We start from the raw sequence: 19,684 nt of genomic DNA, 5'->3' as shown, positions 1-19,684 counted from the left end.
TTTTTGTTACAGTTGGACTTATGTATTCAGCAAAGGTAAAGATATTTGGAATTTATTTAGGAACAGTTTGGTTTCCGATGTTATGTGTCATTCCAGGGATTATGGTTGGGTTTCTACTGAAAAAAATAATCAGAAATAGATAGTGAGCTAATTTCCTTTTAATGAGGATTTAGACTCACTATCAGCCTAAATCTATTCAATCCTATTTTTTACATGATCACTTAAAAACGTGAATCCTTTTGTGTTCTCCTTATTTTCTTTCCCAGCTTTTTTAACCAAGAAGATATCTTCATCGCATAATATAGAAATAAAAAAGCGCCAATCGTCATCATAGCATAACCCTGAACTGCTGGCTCAAAAGTGATTCGCTCGTCAGGTGAGAGCTGCAAACCAATGAAAATACCGAGATAAAGAATGAACATATCCCTTAACGGCTCATACCATTTGACATGTCCCATCTTGATATAGATAAAAAACTGTATAAGAATGGTGCAAAAAAGTGCAACGAATTCTCCTGAGCTGTCACTAAAGGACTCCCCTACGATCTCCCAACTCGGAAACCAAAAACAAATCAGTAGAAGCTGTACAAAAGAGAGAAGGGTAGTATATAAGAGTCCGTTCTTCCGGTTTTTTTTCTCGTTTTTCTCCATGATTTTTTTCTGTTCTTCAGTAAAAAAGAGATTATCCAACCCTTCAGCCTCTGAACCAATATCAAAGGAAAGTTTTCCGTCAAATTTCTTCATTGGAATCGATTCAATAACTGTAGGATTACTTGGGGTAGCTGTTAAAGCTTTATCCGTATGGTAAATCTCAACCCCATGCTTTTGAAATACACCAATCCAATCATTTAGGGATTTCTCATCCGCATGAGGAAAGCTGGTAACCTTCACTTGATTGGTGGTATCGACACCATAGATTAAGACTTTTGCGGACCGTACTGGAACAAATTTTGTCCTCAAATTATAATTTTCGCCACTTTGAATCTTTGACTTTGCTTTTAATCGATAGTCCATGCCGATTAATACATATTTCATATTTTCAAAGGGAATGAAAATGTGGTGTTCTTCATTCAACTTTTTGTCCTTCACGTAGGAATCATACCCGTTATCACCTAGTTGAATGTTAATAACAAGGTCAAGGTATTTTCGTGAATTTTTATAACTGAACCATGAAAACCCAAGAAAGACAATACCTAGCGCAAAAAGCAGGAGGGATAAACCGAATCCTGTCTCGGAAACTTCTTTGATAGTAAAACCAAATATACTGATTCCCATTATAAAGAAAATGGAGATCAAGCCAATATGGCACCCCATGGCCCACTCAGGCAGCTGATTCGTAAAATTTCGATTATCTTTTGTTTGTAATTCCATCAACCAATAGCCCCTTTCATTTCTTTATTTTACCAAAATGTATGTGGGAAAAAGGGCTTATATTGTTTAGGTCTATGGTAGGGTTCTTACTATCTTATTGAAAGTGAAGATGTTCAAATTTAAGGTTTTAAATAAAGGCACTTTTCTATAAGATTGTTGCTTTTTGATATAAAATGCAAACCTAGTTGATTGGAGCGTAAGGTGGCGACTCCTCGAAAATGTATTCACATTTTCTTCGTGCGTGGGTTATTTCAAGGAAGCAAATTCAATGTCCAGCGGGAAAAGCGTGAGACTTGAGACCCCGCAGGAGCAGCAGCGACTTGTCCAGTTGTAGCGGCTAGAAACTCGAGAAATTTCAACTCCTCCTTCAGAGGCAAAATACGCCTCTTTGTCGGAGTCTCCGACGCACAGGATGTGCTAGTGCCGACGTCGCCACAGGACGTGGCGCTTTAGTCGGCCAATTTTCTCGTTTCTGTGCAAGCCGCCTCCACATTTCGTTGAGGAGGCTCAAGCCACGCCCGCGGAAAGCGTCCACCTGAAGTGGAAGTCAACTTTATAAAAAACAGCAAAGTTTGCGAAAAAAATTTTCATTATTAATGAAAGTATGAGGATAGTTGATTGAAATCAATACTTGTAAATAATAAACTGGGTATTAAGTAAGGAAAATCGAGATTACAAAGGGAGTTTATGTAACGAAAGGTTGCGAAAAATTGGTCGTCGTTAGTGGAGGTTTATCTCCTGAATCCAATTTAGAAAGGGCTGGGACAAGGGATCTGTTCCACAGGTGTGAATATGAGGACAAGGTATCGTAATTTGAATGATGTGTCGAATAAGAAATCGTTTCGGGATATGCGAAAGTGGCAGAAGGAAAGACGAAGCAAAGTGAAGGATTTAAGTGAAAATATACCGCAATGTTCAAAAAAAAGGTTCCAAGAATTGAAGGAAAATAGAAGCCGAACTTCTTATACCTGGATTGGACATTCTACCTTTTTTCTTCAACTTGGTGGTCTTAATATACTTACTGATCCGGTATGGGCGAAACGTATGGGTTTTCAGAAACGATTAACTAAACCTGGAATACCATTGGAAGATTTGCCGGAAATCGATGTTGTCGTTATTTCACATGGTCATTATGACCATCTTGACTTTCCAACGCTGAAAAAACTAAAAGGAAATCCGACCTATTTTGTTCCGATTGGATTGAAATCTCTTTTTATAAAAAAAGGGTATCAACATGTAGTAGAAATGAGTTGGTGGGAATCACTAGAATATGAAGGCATTAACATTCATTTTGTCCCAGCTCAGCATTGGACAAGAAGGTCGCTTAACGATATGAATACTTCCCATTGGGGTGGGTGGATATTTCAATCGACAAGTGAAACATTTTATTTTGTCGGCGATACAGGCTATTTCTCCGGTTTTAAGGAAATAGCTGCACGTTTTATGATTGATATCGTATTTATGCCAATTGGAGCGTATGAACCGGAGTGGTTTATGGCAGACTCGTATATTTCTCCTGAAGATAGTGTGAAGGCATTTATCGAACTGGAAGCGAAGCAGTTTGTTCCCATGCACTATGGTGCTTATCGATTGGCAGATGACACAGGTCCCGAAGCTTTAGAGCGATTACAACGAGAATGGGAAAAACGTCAACTGCCGAAGGAGCAATTAAAGGTGTTATCACTAGGAGAAACTGTAATGTAACGAAAGTGAAAAACTGGTTCAATTAGTTTATAGTATATGAACCTACACGAATACAGCAATTGAAATGGGAACATGGGAGGTACGAAATATGAAAATCAATAAAATAGATCATGTGAGTATAAACGTAAATGATCTTTCAGCGGCTAAAGTGTTTTTTCTTGATTTAGGACTTGAAGTGAAAGCGGAATGGGAATTGGATGGTGAACAGTTAGACAGAATAGTTGGGCTAAATAATGTGAAAACATCATGTGTCGGGATGGGAATGCCAGGTGGCCAGGCATGGATAGAGCTTGTCAAATTTTATTCGCCACCGTCAGAAGAAATTTCGCGACCCCTAGCAAATACGCTAGGTATACAACATATTTGCTTTGCTGTTGAAGATATTGAAGCCATTATTGAAAGGTTGAAAAAGAAGGGTACGGAAATTTTTAGTGAGATACAGCAGTATGAAGAAAGTTATAAACTATGTTATGTTCGCGGTCCAGAGGGAATTATTTTAGAGTTGGCGGAGAAAATCAGATAAATAATGAACCCTAAATGATTTTATCTTCGACTTTCAAGGATTTCTATTTAAACAAATGGATGAAATAGTTGATAGATCAGAGCTGTCATAAAGGCAGCCTTTTTTTGTTGTAAGTACGGAGTATGATAGAAAGTTTTTAATCTCATTGGGCGACAGTAGTATTTAAACTTCAAATGGAATCATATGTGTTCTCTATTAGTATAAAAATATTTAAGTTAATATTTTTCATAAATTATCTGAAATCATCAATCTTTTTAATTGAGAATTATTATCATTTATTGTATATTAGGTAGGAGCATACATATTCAATTATGAAGGGGATTAAATAATGCAAATATACTGGACGAAAATAAATAAGATTATTGAGGAAACTCCTGAGATTAGAACATACCTGCTTGACCGCCCTGAAGACTTTACTTGGGAGGAAGGTTCCCACACTCACTTTGCACTGAAAGGTTTCAATGCCGGAGATAAACCAAATAAAAGTCTGGTTCGTCATATGTCTATCTCTACGTTACCGTACGAAAATGCAATCGGTATCACAACACGCATCAGAGAGCAGTGCTCGGAGTTTAAATCGATTTTAAGAAATTTGGAAGTCGGAAATGAAGTTGCAATATTTAAAACACATTCAAATGTACCGCTGAAAAGAGAAGACAAAAACATTTACCTGCTTTCATCAGGTGTTGGTCTGGCAACTTTTAGACCGCTTGTTCTTGAATATTTCGAACGTGCTGCTAACGTAAATCAAATCTATTCCCTGAACATCGATTCATCAAAGAATTTCCTATTTACAGATGTTTTTAAATCAGCACCTGACAAGAAGTTCACGGCACAGTTCGTCGATAACCGTAATGACTATTATGAAGCAGTGCAAAATATTGGTGCAGATCAGAATGGACTCTTCTATATTGTTGGTAGCGATGAGTTCGTAGTCCAGAACATTGAAATACTACGTGAGCATGACATAAAGCCAGAACAAATTATCCTCGATAAGCGCGAAAAAGAATTGCCAAAGTTTTTTTCACCTAATTGATCAATTTAAGTGAGACAAATATTTTTAGGTAAACTATAAATTGAATTTTCATAGAAAGAAAAATTTACAAACTGGCAAGATGATGAATTTTATTTTGTTTTTGATGAATTAAAAACCGCATTAGAAAGTATATGTAATCGCAAATTTCGACCGATTTCTTATAGTGATGGAGTAATAATCATTTCTTAATAAGAATAGTAAATATTAAACTAAACTGGTGCCTTGATCCAAGAAGGATTGCGCACCTTTTTTTCTCAAAGAAGATGCTTATATCGATTCTTCACAGGTGTAGAGGTAAAGAAAAAGAAAAGAAGGTAATTTAGAAGGCCTTTGAGGTCTGGCCAGTAATTGTAGTACAATTGGCGAACCTTTTACTAGCCCCTTAGGGTTAGGTCAGTAACAAAGGCTTCCAGCTGCAGAGAAAACCACCTGTTATCGCAGGTGGTTTTTATTTAATTATCAACATAGTTATAATACAGACAATACTAAAAAATGATACAAAAGGATCGTAATTTTTTTCCTAGTTTTGAGTCAACTCATATTTTTGACTTATCGGATAAAAACAAATTAAACTGCACTGTTTTATATTTATTTATTATTCATAATATTCATGCCTAATTCAGAGAAAGTTACTTTTTATATATTGTCGCTTATGGTAAAATATTGTCGAACAATGTCGATGAATCTGAAAAAGGTTGTGGATACATGAAATTTTTTAATAAATCATATCTTACAAGTGAAAATTTAGAGCGCAAGGATAATGTTACTTATTTACCACCAAGTGAAACTATTCTGGATAATATAACAAATGGTTTTTTTATAATAGATCGTAATTGGAAGATTGTATATACGAACAAAGAGATGGAGAAGTTCGTAAATAAAGAAAGAAAAGAATTGATCGGGCAAAATATATGGAAGGTACTCCCGCAAGCAATCGGCACTGACTTTTATAAATTTTACCATAAAGCAATGGAAGAAAGAGTTGCAGTTACGTTCGAAGAGTATTATGAACCAACAAATGAATGGCTAGAGGTACGAGTTATTCCAACTGAGGAAGGAATAATTGGATACGCAATTAATATTACAGAGCGAAAATTGTATGAACAAACAATAGAGCATTTGGCATTTCATGACCAATTAACAGATCTTCCAAATCGGATTTTATTAGAGAAAAAATTAAATCAATTAATTGATAAATCCAAAGAGAAGAAGCAATCATTCGCTCTGATTTACATGGATATAGATAGGTTTAAATATATAAATGATAGTCTAGGTCACATAATTGGTGAAAAACTCATTCTACAGTTTGCTGAACGATTGGTTCGAATCATTAGTAATCAGGGTTTTATAGCAAGACTTGGTGGGGATGAATTCGCAGTTATATTAAACAATACGATTGAAAAAGAACAAATTTATACTATTTCTGAAAAAATTATCACAAAAGTAAAAGAAGAACCCTTTATTGTCGATGATTATGAATTGTTTGTAACTGTAAGTTTAGGAATGAGTGTATTTCCTCAACATGGTGAAGATTGCAAAACCTTAATGAGGAATTCCGATATCGCAGTTAATCATGCTAAAGATATGGGGAAAAGTAAGGCAGAAGAATATAATCCAATAATGGATATTTATAGTTACAAAAGATTATCGCTAGAAAATGATTTACGAAAAGCCATTAATGAGAACAAGTTAGAATTACATTTTCAACCAAAAGTAAAAGTGAGTACAGGTGAAATAACAGGCGCTGAAGCGTTAATTCGATGGAATCATCCAGATTGGGGGATGTTAACACCTGCCGATATAATACCCATTGCGGAAGAAACAGGATTAATTCACGCCCTCTCGAATTGGGTTACAAGAAAAGTGTGTCTAGTTCTAAATTCCTGGAAAAATGAAGGCTTGAATATAGTACCTATATCAATAAATATATCAGCTGATCGATTTATCTCTGCTGATTTTGTTCCGAACATAACGAGGCTATTAGAGGAAACTAAATTAGAAGGAAAATGGTTAGAAATTGAAATAACTGAAACTTCAATTTTAATTAACCAAAGTCTTGTTGAGAAAACTATAAATGAGCTTAATTATTTGAACGTAAGAGTATCTTTGGATGATTTCGGGACTGGTTATTCCTCTTTATCCTATCTAACTAGATATAAGATAAATGTGTTAAAAATAGACAAATCATTTATTCAAGATGTATCGGCTAATAGTTCTAATTCAACTGTTGTAAAGTCTATTATTCAATTAGCTCACGGGTTAGGTATGAGTGTAGTAGCTGAAGGTGTTGAGACTCCTGAACAACTACAGTTTTTAAAACAGCAAGAATGTGATGAAATTCAAGGCTATATTTTCAGTAGACCCGTTCCAGTCTCGGATTTATTAAAAATGATAAGAAATAGAGTATTAAAGCCAAAAGTCGAAAAACAAAGTTACTACGAAAATAAACGAAATTATTTCAGAGTAGAGCTATATTTCCCAATGAGTTCACAAATGACTATCATAAAGTTTAGAGATAAGGATATTGAATTAGGGCGTACCGAGATTTTAGTTGAAGATATCGGTCTTGGTGGACTTCGGTTCATATCCCATCTACTTCTCTCCGTTAATCATGAAATTATTTTTGAATTTGAAATAGAGATTCTTGGTGAAGTATTTAATTTAAAAGGACGAATTGTATGGAAGGAAGAAAATGAGGAAGGCATATATCGTTATGGGGTAGAATTTCTTATATCTGAATCGGAACGGGAACTTCTAGCGAAAACATTAAATAATCTCTCATTGCAAATTAGGAAAAGTCCTCTTGTTCCAAATTGCAGGCTAGTTCAATCAAATAAATATAGTTATATCAAAAATCAAATAAAAAAGAATAGCACAACTTCTTAGTATCTCAGTAAAGATGAGAAAATTAGTAAACATAACACTTAGTCCAAGCCCAATGTAAAAAATCAAATAAGCCTGAATGAAAAAAAATCGAAAAGAATTTGGTGAGCTTCAGTTACCTTATTCAACTAACTTAACTGGTGCAAGAGTTAAAGATCAAGCTGCCATTAATTGAGCAGCTTTTTCTTGTTGGGCTAACGAAGCTTTTAGTTGTAGAGCGAAAAAACTATGATGCTAGGTAAAATCTTCAGGGATTAATAATGGATGAAAGCTCGAGGTATTTTACGAATGTCGTTATTTTATATTAAATTTGTCGTTGCAATGGAAATAACTGTATAATGTATTGGTGTATAATTTAGTTCCTTTTTAGGTCCTAAAGAAAGGAGATCACCGTTGAGTTCTATAACTAATACTAAGGATATTTTGGAGCGAGTATCGGATGGATTTTATTCGTTAAATAATGAATTGAAATTTGAATATATAAATAATGTTACAGAAAAGCTTTTACAAATTAAACGAGAAAATGCAATTGGTCAATATATTCATGAAGTATTACCACACAGTGACTTGCGTAAATTTGTATCACGATATGAAAGGGCATTGTCGGAACAAGTACCTCTAGAATTTGAAGAGTTTTTTAAAAATAGATGGTATGAAATAAGGGTATTTCCTTCTAGGGAAGGCTTGTCTGTACTTTTTAGAGATATTACAGAAAAAAAGATAGAGTTTCAAAATATTAATTTTCTAGCTAATTACGATGTTATAACAGAAATACCGAACCGTTTTTACTTTAATAAATACTTAAAACGCAAGTTACAATCATCTATTGATGGTTCATTTGCTGTTTTATTTATTGATATTAATAATTTTAAAAATGTAAATGATACATATGGTCATGGAGTAGGTGATTTGGTATTAAAACAAATCTCCAGACAAATTGAGGAAATAATAATTCAATTTGGTTTCATAGCTCGTTACTCTGGTGATAAATTTCTTCTAACGTTGGAAAACCTAGATGATCATAAAATTTCATCTGTGATTGAACGAATAATTAAATCATTTTCAAGTCCATTTTGTGTAAATGGGTTTGACATAAAAATTTCAATCTGCGTTGGGGTTAGCCAGTTTCCTAAGGATGGACAAAGTGAAGAATTGTTAATCAAACATTCAGAAAGTGCAATGTATCAGGCAAAAAAAGAGGGTAGAAATAGATATAAGTTTTACACCTTTGATGAGAATGAAGGAAGAGTAGACGCTTTAACATTCGAGTTAGAGCTCCACAAGGCGATAGAAAATAATCAGTTACTACTTCACTATCAACCTAAAATCAATTTAAATACAGGGAAAATTGTGGGTGTCGAGGCATTAATTCGTTGGGACCATCCAGAATGGGGAATGGTATCGCCAGAAACATTTATACCTATTGCTGAAGAGACAGGATTAATTTTACCTATTGGAGAATGGGTATTGAATGCTGCGTGTAAACAAAATAGAACTTGGCAGCAACAAGGTTTTTCAACAGTTGTTTCCGTCAATTTATCAGCTATTCAATTTAATCAGACTAATATTATTGATAGCATTGAATCCATTCTTCAAAAAACAGGATTAGAACCAAATTTTTTAGAAATTGAGATTACTGAAAGTATGACAGTTGATATTGAACGTACAATTTCAATATTACAACAGCTTAAAAAGATTGGAGTCCATATTAGTATCGATGATTTTGGTACAGGTTTCAGTTCATTAAGTTACTTAAAAAACTTACCTGTTGATAGATTAAAAATGGACCAGTCTTTCGTTAAAGAACTTCGAAACAACCCAAATGATGAAACCATAGTTAGAACCATTATCTCAATGGCTCATAATTTGAATTTGATTGTAGTAGCTGAAGGGATAGAAACAAAAGAACAACTGGTTTTTCTGCAACAACACTTATGTGAAGAAGGACAAGGAAATTTTTTAAGTAAGCCCTTAACTGCATTCCAATTACAAGAAAAACGGATTGAAATCGAAAAAATAGTTGAAGAACATGGAATTCCAAAAGATTTAAACCAACAATTGTTATTGAAAGAATTATTGGAATCAGCCCAAAGAGAGTTACAGGATACCATTCGTTTGCAGCAAGGGATGATATTTAAGTATAAAAAAATGAATGAACGATTTATTCATACACAATGTGATGGGGAATTATTATACCGTCTTGGAATGATTCCTTCTCAAGTGATCGGAAAAGAATTAGCTGATTTTCTTCCTTATAGAAAAGCCCTCGATAAAACTGCCTACTATAAGAAGGCGTGGGAAGGAGAGGAATTTGTTACTTATGAGGAAGAGTTAAATGGAATTAATTATCTTACCACTTTACGTCCTATTAAAAAAGCTGGAGAAGTCGTACAAGTCATAGGTTCATGTATAGATATAACGAAACGTAAAAAAGCGGAGAAAGCTTTACAAGAAAGCGAGGCTAAATATCGGCTGATTTCTGAAAACATGACAGACATAATAATGTTATTAGATATAAATGGAACGATACAGTATGCATCACCATCCCTAGGAAAAGTAATGGGTAACCCATTAAAATCATATATAGGTAAAAGATCGTTTGATTTAATACATCATGATGACAAGCAAAGCGTAATGATGGAATTTGAAAAAGTATTAAACACTATGAATCCATTAAGGATGGAAGCTCGTTTTGTGAACGTTGATGGAAAATCGTTATTAATTGAAGGACTAGGTACCCCAGTCCTTGGAAAGAATGGCGCTCCAGAACATTTTATACTAGTGGGAAGAGATATTACGGAAAAAAGGGAAATGGAAGAACAACTCTCAAAATCAGAGAAATTAGCGGTTGTGGGTCAACTTGCTGCAGGCGTTGCACATGAAGTAAGAAACCCTATAACTTCAATAAAAGGATTCATTCAACTTTTAGAGGAAGGAATCATGAAGAAAGAATTTTTTGAAGTAATTTCCAGAGAGTTTAAACAAGTTGAGAAAATTCTTGAAGAATTTATTAGTCTTGCCAAACCAAAAGAAATTCAATTAAAAAAAGTTAATATTAAAACGGTACTTAATGAAGTTGAGACTTTATTAAAACCAGAAGCAAATTTGAAAAACGTAGAAATTTTCCCAGAGTATAAACAAAATCTTCCTCAGATTATGTGTGATTCAAACCAAATAAAACAAGTTTTCATTAATATAATCAAAAATAGCATTGAAGCAATACCTAAAAATGGGTTTGTAAAAATCCAAGGCAGTATAGAAGGAAAAAATGTCCTTATAAGAATAATCGATAATGGAATTGGGATAAGTGAGGAGCGAGTTCAGAAATTAGGTGAGCCGTTCTATAGTAATAAAGAAAAGGGTACAGGTTTAGGTTTAATGATATGTTTTAGAATTGTTCGGGAACATAACGGGTCAATAAAAGTAAAAAGTAAAGAAAATGAAGGTACCACAGTAGAAGTTCGGTTACCAGTAAAAACTTGTAAATCGAAAGAAACCTAATAAATTAAAGCCATATTATAGATAGGAAAAGAATGCAGGAAAGAAATGCAACGCCATTAAACAATGGCTTATTCATTTGGTATGAAAGAGATTCACATTAATCGAAGTGAGCTCTCATCAAACGAGTTGTGATTGGAAGGAAAAACCGGTAAAAAGTAATAGACCTCAAGGTGCATGGGCAAGTGCAATTATTTATAAAGTGGAGCCAGCTTTAGAAATGGATTAAATCCATACTATTATTTTCGCTATCTATTTCAGCAACTTCCCAACATGGATATGACAGACGAAAATGCCTTAGATCAATTATTACCTTGGTCAACAAATTTTCCAGTTTCTTGTATTACTTTTAACCAGTTATATACACTAAATCCCCATCTGACATACAGGTGGGGGTTATTTGCTGTTTACCATAAGTAAAAAATAAAGCTTTTAATGGAGAAATATGAACTTCAACCATATTTTAACTGAACAAAATCAAACCAGTATAATTCATCTCTTTTCTGCAAAACTATACCACAGGAGGAGATGACTGGTCATGAAATTCCTTCAAAACTTAAGAAAAAGAAAAGAAGATAAGTTTTCAGAAAAGATGGATTCCTTTTCTAATGAAGAACCAGGTAAACTAATAAGTTCAGACCTTTCAGCTAATGAAGGTTTTTTGCGAGATATTTTTCATCAATGTTCTGATGTTGTGTTTCGTGTTGTACCTATAAACGATAAAACAAAAATCCTTTTTGTTTATATTGATGGTTTATGTGACACAAAACCTCTCGATGAGATGATGTTAAATCCTGTTAGGTCATCTGACAAAAAATGTGAAGTATTTATATTTGAAGAATTTGTTGAAAATCGGCTTCGCCAGGTTGCTCAAATAAAATCAACCAAGAATGTAAATGAATTAATTGATGGGATATTAACGGCAAATGTCGCTATTTTAATCGAGGGAGAAACAATTGCTTTACTTGCGGATTTAAAAGGTTTCGAAAAACGGTCTATTGAAGAGCCTTCCTCCGAATCCGTCATACGTGGTCCAAGAGACGGGTTTACAGAAACATTACGTGTAAATACGAGCTTAATCCGAAGACGAATTAGAAGCCCTAGATTGAAAATAGAGTCATTTACAATTGGCAAACTTTCAAAAACGGATGTAGCAATTGTATATATTGAAAAAATTGCAAGTGATTCTGTGAGACTAGAGTCAATTGAAATTGATGGAGTAATCGAGACTGGTTTTATTGAAGAGTTTGTTGAGGATTTTCCTTTTTCTCCATTTCCGCAAGTTCAAAACACCGAGCGCCCCGATATCGTTTGCGGCAGTTTACTGGAAGGGAAAGTATCCATATTGGTGGACAATACTCCATTTGTTCTGATTGTTCCCATGACCTTTTGGTCGGGGTTGCAGGCCGCTGAAGACTACTATGAAAGGTTTATTTATGTAACCTTTATTCGCTGGATTCGCTATATTTTATTCAATATTTCATTGCTGCTACCCTCTATTTATGTTGCAGTAATAACTTTTCACCCACAGTTAATTCCAACGAATTTGTTAATAAGTATAGCATCTGCACGAGAGGATGTCCCATTTCCAGTGTTATTTGAAGCTATTATGATGGAGCTAATGTTCGAAGCTTTACGTGAAGCTGGGATACGGCTTCCTAAGTCAATTGGTTCAGCTGTTAGTATTGTAGGAGCGCTTGTTATAGGGGAAGCTGCTGTGCAAGCTGGTATTATCTCTGCTCCCATGGTTATTGTGGTAGCAGCCACAGGAATAGCATCATTCGCGGTACCGCGCTATAATTTCGGCACTGCATACAGGCTCCTTCGCTTTCCTATACTTATCCTGGCAGGACTGTTTGGTCTCTATGGGGTCATTCTAGGAATGATTGCCATCCTAATTCATCTCGTTCATCTTCGATCCTTTGGGGTTCCCTATTTAAGTCCGATTGCCCCGCAAAATCCAAAATATCTAAAAGATGTTTTAGTACGAGCACCTAGATGGAGCATGCATCGCAGACCTATAATGGTAGCTGGTCAAGATAAAACCCGTATTCCTGAAGGGCGACGGACGAAAACCTGAAGGAAGGAACGAATGATGAGATGATCAAAAGATTAAAAATAATTCTTATTATACTAGTTTGTATGTTTTTAACTACTGGATGCTGGGATGAAAGAGAAATAAACGATCAGGCAATCATATTGGGGTGGGGATTCGACCAAAATGAAGATGGAGATTATATTGGCAGTGCTCAGATTGTGGTTCCTGGGGAAGTTGGTGAGAAAAGTAGTGGTCAAGGCAAAGGATACATAGTTGAAACAGCGACAGGGAAAAGTCTTTTGGATGTAACTCAGAATTTGCAAAGAAAGCTCTCAAGGAAAGTTTTTCTAAGTCATCAGAAGGTCATTATCATTGGGGAACGCTTAGCCAGAAATGGGGTATCGAACATCCTTGATGTATACAGTCGAGAACCTGAACTTCCCATACGAACAAACTTTTTTGTTTTAAAAAACGGGGATGCATTGGATTTTCTGGAGGTCCAGTACAAGATGGAAAATATGCCTTCTACTGCTGCAATGAAAATGTTCCAAAGTACAGCGGGACCAGAAAGCACTACGTTTAAGGATTTTTTGGAAGGTGCGAGTTCAGAGGGAATTAGTCCGACAGTACCGATTCTTGAAATTATTAGTTCTAAAAAGGAGAAAGAAAAGGATACTGAGACCTTCCAGCTTGGTGGAAGAGCTATTTTTAATCAGGATCTTGAGTTAGTTGGATTTTTGTCCTATCGCGAGGCAGTTGATAGATTGTGGTTAATTAACAAGTTAAATACTCATAATTTCACCACAAATTTATTAGGGGAAAAAGGAAATGTAGGTATACTGGGTATGAATTTTAAAAGTAAGATTCAACCCAATATACAAAATGATCGAGTGGAATTTCTTATAACGCTTTCCGGAACAGGGGTTGTTCGTGAAAATAATACAGTATTAGACCTAAAGCAGCCGAAGAATCTTCAAATCATAGAACGTTCATTCAATAAGAATTTGCAAGATCATATGATCAGTACCATCACAAAAGTTCAAAAAGAATATAAAACAGATATTTTGGGTTTTGGACAATCTGTTCATAAGAAATACCCTCAAAAATGGAAAATATGGAAAAAGGATTGGAGTAAGAGATTCTCAGATGCAGGTATTACAGTTAAAGTGGATATACGTATTGATCGAACTGGGGTAACTGGTTCTCCATTACATTTGAAAGAAAGTGAGATCCAGAAATGAAGATTTCCAAGTATCAAATATTTTGGATGATTGCATCTCTAGAAATTGGAATGGTTTTGTTATTAACACAATCACCTGCTATTGAAGAAGCAAAGCAGGACGCTTGGATTTCATTTGTTCTTGCTGGGTTAGCAGGAATAGGAATCACCTTTGCTGCTGGAAAACTAAGTCTTCTCTATCCTAACCAAACATTCATTCAGTTTAGTCAAAGCATATTAGGGAAATGGTTAGGGAGAATAATAGTAATTCCATATTTTATCCATTGGCTTTCTGTAATAGGAGTTATTTTTCGTCAATCATCTGAAATTATCCAAATGACTTTATTTACGAAAACCCCGTTGTTTATTTTAATTGTACTTTTATTACTTTTAGTAATTTATGTGAATTACATAGGGGGGATTGAAGGCATTGGCCGGTGTAGTGAAATCATGGGCCCTTTGATATTTGTAATGGTTATTATTACTCTGTTGCTTAATTTTAATAATATAGAATGGGATAAGATTCTACCTGTTTATACTGACTCAGGACTAAAATCGATTTTACAAGGAGCTTTAACGCCTGTATCGTTTTATGGTGAGTCGGTTTTAATAATGATGCTACTCTCTTTTACAGAAGAACCGAAAAAAGGAGTAACATGGGCTGTATGGGGTGTAGGAGTTGTAGCTATTTTAGTGACTATTTCAACGCTAGAAATTCTAATGGTATTTGGAGCAGATTTGTCTTCAAGACTATGGTATCCATTTTTTGAGATGGCGAGATATATATCGCTTATGCAATTCATACAAAATTTAGAAATAATTGTGACTGTTATATGGATCTTCAGTATATTTATAAAATTGTCCATTTACCTATTCGTATCTAGTTATGGTATAGCACAATGGCTAAATATAAAGGATTGGCGAAAGGTTATTTGGTTTGTAGCAATAGCTTCAATAGTACTTTCTTTGATTTATCCTAATAATAATGCAGCTTCAGTTTCTTATCTTGAAAAATATTGGCTTCCATTTGTTCTCCCCATAAATATGATAGGTATTCCCTTGCTCCTTTGGGGAATTGGAGTTATTCGTAAAAATTCAAAACAAATTGATGAGTAATAATACAAGCAAGTGTAAAATTGGCCCCATCTGCTAAACAGGTGGGACCTATTTTACGCTTACTTATAAATCTACGTCCAGGAGATTCTTGTAGCTTTCTTTTTCTACTCATAATGAATAGTCAATGCTTTTCTTTCCTTATCAGCTGCCCAAATTAACTTTTCTTTATTTTCATTTGAAGTAACTAAAATAAAATTCCATGGTTGCATAAACCCTAATTAGGGAGCATGATGCGCAGCATTTAGTATTTTATGTATTATATTTTCTTTTCTGGGATAGGACAAAAATCTCGGGATGTCTTTTCTAAGATAAATGACCTTATATACTTCTTTTTCTTCCTAAGCAAACCTATTGCTGTCCGTCTCTAAACCAAATGGTTTTTATTTTTATATTTATTTATTGCTACTTTTATTTTACTTAAATCTCATGTATACTAATACAAAATTGAATAGAAATAACTAGGGGAGTCCAATAAGTTGGGCTGAGAGGGAAACACGTTGAAGTTTCTTGACCCTTTGGACCTGATCTAGATAATACTAGCGTGGGGAAGTTAGAAAAAATAATTCATGTATTGAATAAACTTCTACATACAAAGCCGGTCCATCCTTTTTGGATTCGGCTTTTTTTATTTAATTCATTTCTTTAATTCCGCTTTTATTGTCTAGAGCTCGTCCTTTAATTTAAAAAATGGGAGAGATTTACTCTATGTCAACAACTTCTTTAAACGAAAAAAACATTTCCATCATGTCTAGTTTTTCAGGTAGTAAAAAAGTTTATGTTGAAGGCTCAAGACCTGATATCAAGGTACCAATGCGTGAAATTAAACTAAGTCCTACAACGGGCGCCTTTGGTGAAGAAGAAAATCAACCAGTTCGTGTCTATGATACAAGCGGACCTTATACGGATGCTAATTATTCAGCTGATATTACAAAAGGTCTGCCTCCTCTTCGAAGCACATGGATCCATGAACGAGGAGATGTTGAGGAATATGAAGGAAGAAAAGTTAAGGCTACAGACAATGGATATAAGGACGAGAATGACCCACGTGCTAAAAATAATGTGTTCCCAGGTTTAAAGCGTAAACCATTACGTGCCAAAAAAGGTAGAAATGTCACACAGCTTCATTATGCAAGGAAGGGCATCATCACTCCTGAGATGGAATTTATCGCATTAAGGGAAAATATGAAACCTGAATTTGTGCGTGAAGAAGTTGCAAGAGGTCGAGCAATAATCCCTTCTAATATCAATCATCTAGAGGCAGAGCCTATGATTATAGGACGTAATTTCCATGTTAAAATCAATGCAAATATTGGGAATTCTGCTGTTTCATCCTCCATCGAAGAAGAGGTCGAAAAAATGACATGGGCTACACGATGGGGTGCTGATACTATTATGGACCTATCAACAGGGAAAAACATTCATACAACAAGGGAATGGATTATTCGCAATTCAGCTGTTCCTGTAGGAACCGTTCCTATCTACCAAGCACTTGAAAAGGTAAATGGTGTTGCCGAAGACCTTACTTGGGAGGTTTACCGTGATACTTTGATTGAGCAAGCCGAGCAAGGCGTGGATTACTTCACCATTCATGCTGGTGTTCTTTTGCGATATGTCCCGTTAACAGCCAAACGTTTAACAGGTATTGTATCCCGGGGTGGATCTATTATGGCACAATGGTGTCTTCACCACCACAAAGAAAACTTTTTATATACTCATTTTGATGAAATCTGTGAAATCATGAAAACTTATGATGTTGCATTCTCTTTAGGAGATGGTCTACGTCCTGGTTCAATTGCTGATGCTAATGATGAAGCGCAATTTGCGGAATTAGAAACTCTTGGAGAACTAACAAAAATTGCTTGGGAGCATGATGTACAGGTAATGGTTGAAGGTCCTGGTCACGTACCAATGCACCTTATTAAAGAAAACATGGACAAACAACTTGAGGTTTGTAAGGAAGCTCCGTTCTATACTCTAGGTCCACTTACAACTGATATAGCCCCTGGCTATGATCATATTACTTCTGCAATAGGCGCAGCCATGATTGGTTGGTTTGGTACGGCTATGCTATGTTATGTTACACCAAAAGAACACTTAGGTTTACCAAACCGAGATGATGTACGTGAAGGTGTTATAACTTATAAAATAGCTGCCCATGCTGCTGATTTAGCGAAAGGGCATCCAGGCGCGCACAAAAGAGATGATGCCTTATCAAAAGCCCGTTTTGAATTCAGATGGAAAGATCAGTTTAATTTATCATTGGATCCTGAACGCGCTTTAGAATATCATGATGAAACGTTACCTGCAGAAGGTGCAAAAACAGCCCATTTCTGCTCAATGTGTGGACCAAAATTTTGTAGTATGAGGATTTCTCAAGATATTCGTAATTACGCGAAAGAAAACAAGCTTGATACATTAGAAGCAATAGAAAAAGGAATGAAGGAAAAAGCTGAAGAGTTTAAGGAATCTGGTGGTACATTATATCAATAACTCTTGTAGTTAGGAGTTTTACGTTGAAGTTCCTAAAGATGAGAGATTAATCAACTAAAGGATCTCCTTGCTTGTTGGAGAAACATTTAAAAGAGTTTAAACAATGTAGATATCAAAGGCTAATACTTGAAATAAATGTCATAAAATAAAGAAGCTTGGGGATATTAACCCCAAGCTTTTGATGTACTACTTCCTTTTACCACTGAACTCCTTGCGAATCTTTACCATCAGGTATAATAGTCTTAAACTTATAGTTAAGGATAGGAGATATGCTGAACCTACAATTCCTCAATGAATTTTAATCAGAACTCCGAGAGGACACTTGACTGACGAACTTCAAACTGTCCAAGGGTAGATTCATAACTGGTAGATCTCTATTTTCCTATGTTCCTTACTGATTCATCTCTTATAAAATTCAATTTATATTCACCAAGGAAATTGATGTGCTCCTATCCTAACAAATATTATTTAGGACTTACATGTATGCCTTCACTCTCTCGCCAATCTGCGTAAAGTATTCGCTTTACATTATTATATCCGTTAATAGTTAATTGGCTATCTAACCACTGTTGATCAAATCCGAGTTCATGTAAATTTTCCCATAAGATTTCCCCATCTATAATTAACGATGTTGGGAGGTCTACTGAACTTTCTGGAAGATTGAGATCTTTCTTTTCGGGTCTTTGATACTTTGATTGTAATAAGATACTTATTTGCCCATTAGTTTCTAATATACCGTATTTGACTTCGCGAACAGAAAAAACCTGATTTTGTCGAAGTATACTTAATACTTGATTTACATCCAATTTGTTCTTTTTAAGTAATTTTCTATCCATTACACCATCCCGAATAATGATGTTATGATCGCCAAATAAGAGAGAACGTATCGATTTATTTTTTAGAGTCAAGAACTCTATCCCTAACATGAGAAGCGTCCACAATCCGATGGCATATAAAAAGTGAAAAATCCCTACTTTATTTTGATAAATGGTATTTCCTAAAAAATCTCCAAGCACTAATACAAAAACTAAGTGAAACGGAGTTAACTGAGAGATGGATGTTCTACCTGTTATGATAATGATAAAAAATAAGGTGACAAAACCAACAATGGTTTTGAGCGTGAGTAAACCAATACTAACTTCCTCCAAAATTTTTTCCTCCAGTTTAAATTTTACTTCGTTATAAGATCTTGAGGTATAGATAAAGATGCTAGCTTTATTATTAAAGCTCGAGTTAGTATACCAACAATGATGTAATATATAAACGAATATAAGTATCTCCACTCTAAATAATTAACAAGTTTGATCCACTCACAAAAAGGTTCACATAGATAGGCATATGATAGAGCCATAATAATCTGGGCTAAAATAAAAGATTTCCAAGTTCTAAAATATTGATATAACAACATGTAAGCTACAGGTACCATTGAAAAATCAAAAGGAAAGGCGCGAGGAATAATAGGTAGGAATGCGATGGGGTAATCCCAAAAACTATATTGTGCACCAACTACATCTAATAAGGTTGTTGTCAAAATAATTATGGTACCAAATAAAAGAATTTCTAAAATAATGTCTCGTTTAACAAGTTTAGCCCATATAACCCAAGGCACAACTAAAAAAATGACTAGTATCCACCATTCCCAAGTTAAAAACTCATTCTTTAGCCAACCATTTAATTCTAAATGATAAAGCTTATCTTCTAATAAGCGTATTTCCTTAAGATTTCCACCAAATATATGATCTATTGGAATCACCTCTATATTTAAAATAAATGATTCAAGATAATTTTGGATTCAAACACTTTGGTC

12 protein-coding genes, 1 pseudogene and 1 riboswitch are annotated in these 19,684 nt (G+C 34.8%); of the genes and pseudogenes, 10 read left to right on the top strand and 3 right to left on the bottom strand.

Annotation, left to right across the window (positions count from 1 at the left end):
- Positions 1-221 precede the first annotated feature (221 nt).
- A complete protein-coding gene (locus AC6CHV_RS03215) occupies positions 222-1,370 on the bottom strand; it encodes a hypothetical protein (RefSeq protein ID WP_498078112.1) in 1,149 nt (382 codons plus the stop codon).
- A 792-nt stretch (positions 1,371-2,162) separates the two neighbouring features.
- Between AC6CHV_RS03215 and AC6CHV_RS03210 the strand changes: the two genes are divergently transcribed.
- The 10 genes and pseudogenes from AC6CHV_RS03210 (at position 2,163) to thiC (ending at position 17,877) form a co-directional block, all read left to right on the top strand.
- Complete coding sequence (locus AC6CHV_RS03210) at positions 2,163-3,074, top strand: MBL fold metallo-hydrolase (RefSeq protein ID WP_498078111.1); 912 nt, start codon at positions 2,163-2,165, stop codon at positions 3,072-3,074.
- 88 nt (positions 3,075-3,162) lie between these two features.
- Positions 3,163-3,597 carry a VOC family protein gene (locus AC6CHV_RS03205; protein WP_498078110.1) on the top strand — a complete coding sequence of 145 codons (435 nt, stop codon included), beginning with the start codon at positions 3,163-3,165 and terminating at the stop codon, positions 3,595-3,597.
- 328 nt (positions 3,598-3,925) lie between these two features.
- Positions 3,926-4,633 (top strand): dihydropteridine reductase, encoded by a 708-nt coding sequence (locus AC6CHV_RS03200; protein WP_498078109.1) that lies wholly within the window; start codon positions 3,926-3,928, stop codon positions 4,631-4,633.
- 705 nt (positions 4,634-5,338) lie between these two features.
- On the top strand, positions 5,339-7,519 hold the full coding sequence (locus tag AC6CHV_RS03195; RefSeq protein ID WP_498078108.1) for an EAL domain-containing protein: 2,181 nt from the start codon (positions 5,339-5,341) through the stop codon (positions 7,517-7,519).
- A gap of 390 nt (positions 7,520-7,909) precedes the next feature.
- Positions 7,910-11,017, top strand: coding sequence for an EAL domain-containing protein (locus AC6CHV_RS03190; protein WP_498078107.1), 3,108 nt, complete (start codon positions 7,910-7,912; stop codon positions 11,015-11,017).
- Positions 11,018-11,245: 228 nt separating this feature from the next.
- Positions 11,246-11,434 (top strand): annotated as a pseudogene (locus tag AC6CHV_RS03185) (hypothetical protein); the annotation flags it as partial.
- A gap of 118 nt (positions 11,435-11,552) precedes the next feature.
- Positions 11,553-13,094, top strand: a complete 1,542-nt coding sequence (locus AC6CHV_RS03180; RefSeq protein WP_498078106.1) for a spore germination protein — start codon at positions 11,553-11,555, stop codon at positions 13,092-13,094.
- 20 nt (positions 13,095-13,114) lie between these two features.
- Positions 13,115-14,293 carry a Ger(x)C family spore germination protein gene (locus AC6CHV_RS03175; protein WP_498078105.1) on the top strand — a complete coding sequence of 393 codons (1,179 nt, stop codon included), beginning with the start codon at positions 13,115-13,117 and terminating at the stop codon, positions 14,291-14,293.
- Positions 14,290-15,387 carry an endospore germination permease gene (locus tag AC6CHV_RS03170; protein WP_498078104.1) on the top strand — a complete coding sequence of 366 codons (1,098 nt, stop codon included), beginning with the start codon at positions 14,290-14,292 and terminating at the stop codon, positions 15,385-15,387. The genes AC6CHV_RS03175 and AC6CHV_RS03170 overlap by 4 nt, the downstream gene beginning before the upstream one ends.
- Positions 15,388-15,837: 450 nt before the next feature.
- A riboswitch (TPP riboswitch) is annotated at positions 15,838-15,952 on the top strand.
- Positions 15,953-16,092: 140 nt separating this feature from the next.
- Positions 16,093-17,877 carry a phosphomethylpyrimidine synthase ThiC gene (gene thiC / locus AC6CHV_RS03165; protein ID WP_498078103.1) on the top strand — a complete coding sequence of 595 codons (1,785 nt, stop codon included), beginning with the start codon at positions 16,093-16,095 and terminating at the stop codon, positions 17,875-17,877.
- A 464-nt stretch (positions 17,878-18,341) separates the two neighbouring features.
- Here the strand turns inward: thiC and AC6CHV_RS03160 are convergent, their stop codons facing one another.
- Both AC6CHV_RS03160 and AC6CHV_RS03155 read right to left on the bottom strand, forming a co-directional pair.
- Positions 18,342-19,025, bottom strand: coding sequence for a YetF domain-containing protein (locus AC6CHV_RS03160; RefSeq protein WP_498078102.1), 684 nt, complete (start codon positions 19,023-19,025; stop codon positions 18,342-18,344).
- A 23-nt stretch (positions 19,026-19,048) separates the two neighbouring features.
- Positions 19,049-19,630, bottom strand: a complete 582-nt coding sequence (locus tag AC6CHV_RS03155) for a CBO0543 family protein (protein WP_498078101.1) — start codon at positions 19,628-19,630, stop codon at positions 19,049-19,051.
- Positions 19,631-19,684: the final 54 nt, after the last annotated feature.

The sequence above is a fragment of the Ferdinandcohnia sp. GQ5 genome, from assembly GCF_059759275.1.
This window is presented reverse-complemented; position numbering and strand designations above follow the sequence as displayed.

Coding starts and splice junctions, on each gene's coding strand:
- AC6CHV_RS03210 (WP_498078111.1), top strand. CDS start 2,163: ATGAGGACAAGGTATCGTAATTTGAATGATGTGTCGAATAAGAAATCG.
- AC6CHV_RS03200 (WP_498078109.1), top strand. CDS start 3,926: ATGCAAATATACTGGACGAAAATAAATAAGATTATTGAGGAAACTCCT.
- AC6CHV_RS03215 (WP_498078112.1), bottom strand. CDS start 1,370: ATGGAATTACAAACAAAAGATAATCGAAATTTTACGAATCAGCTGCCT.
- thiC (WP_498078103.1), top strand. CDS start 16,093: ATGTCAACAACTTCTTTAAACGAAAAAAACATTTCCATCATGTCTAGT.
- AC6CHV_RS03170 (WP_498078104.1), top strand. CDS start 14,290: ATGAAGATTTCCAAGTATCAAATATTTTGGATGATTGCATCTCTAGAA.
- AC6CHV_RS03175 (WP_498078105.1), top strand. CDS start 13,115: ATGATCAAAAGATTAAAAATAATTCTTATTATACTAGTTTGTATGTTT.
- AC6CHV_RS03205 (WP_498078110.1), top strand. CDS start 3,163: ATGAAAATCAATAAAATAGATCATGTGAGTATAAACGTAAATGATCTT.
- AC6CHV_RS03195 (WP_498078108.1), top strand. CDS start 5,339: ATGAAATTTTTTAATAAATCATATCTTACAAGTGAAAATTTAGAGCGC.
- AC6CHV_RS03180 (WP_498078106.1), top strand. CDS start 11,553: ATGAAATTCCTTCAAAACTTAAGAAAAAGAAAAGAAGATAAGTTTTCA.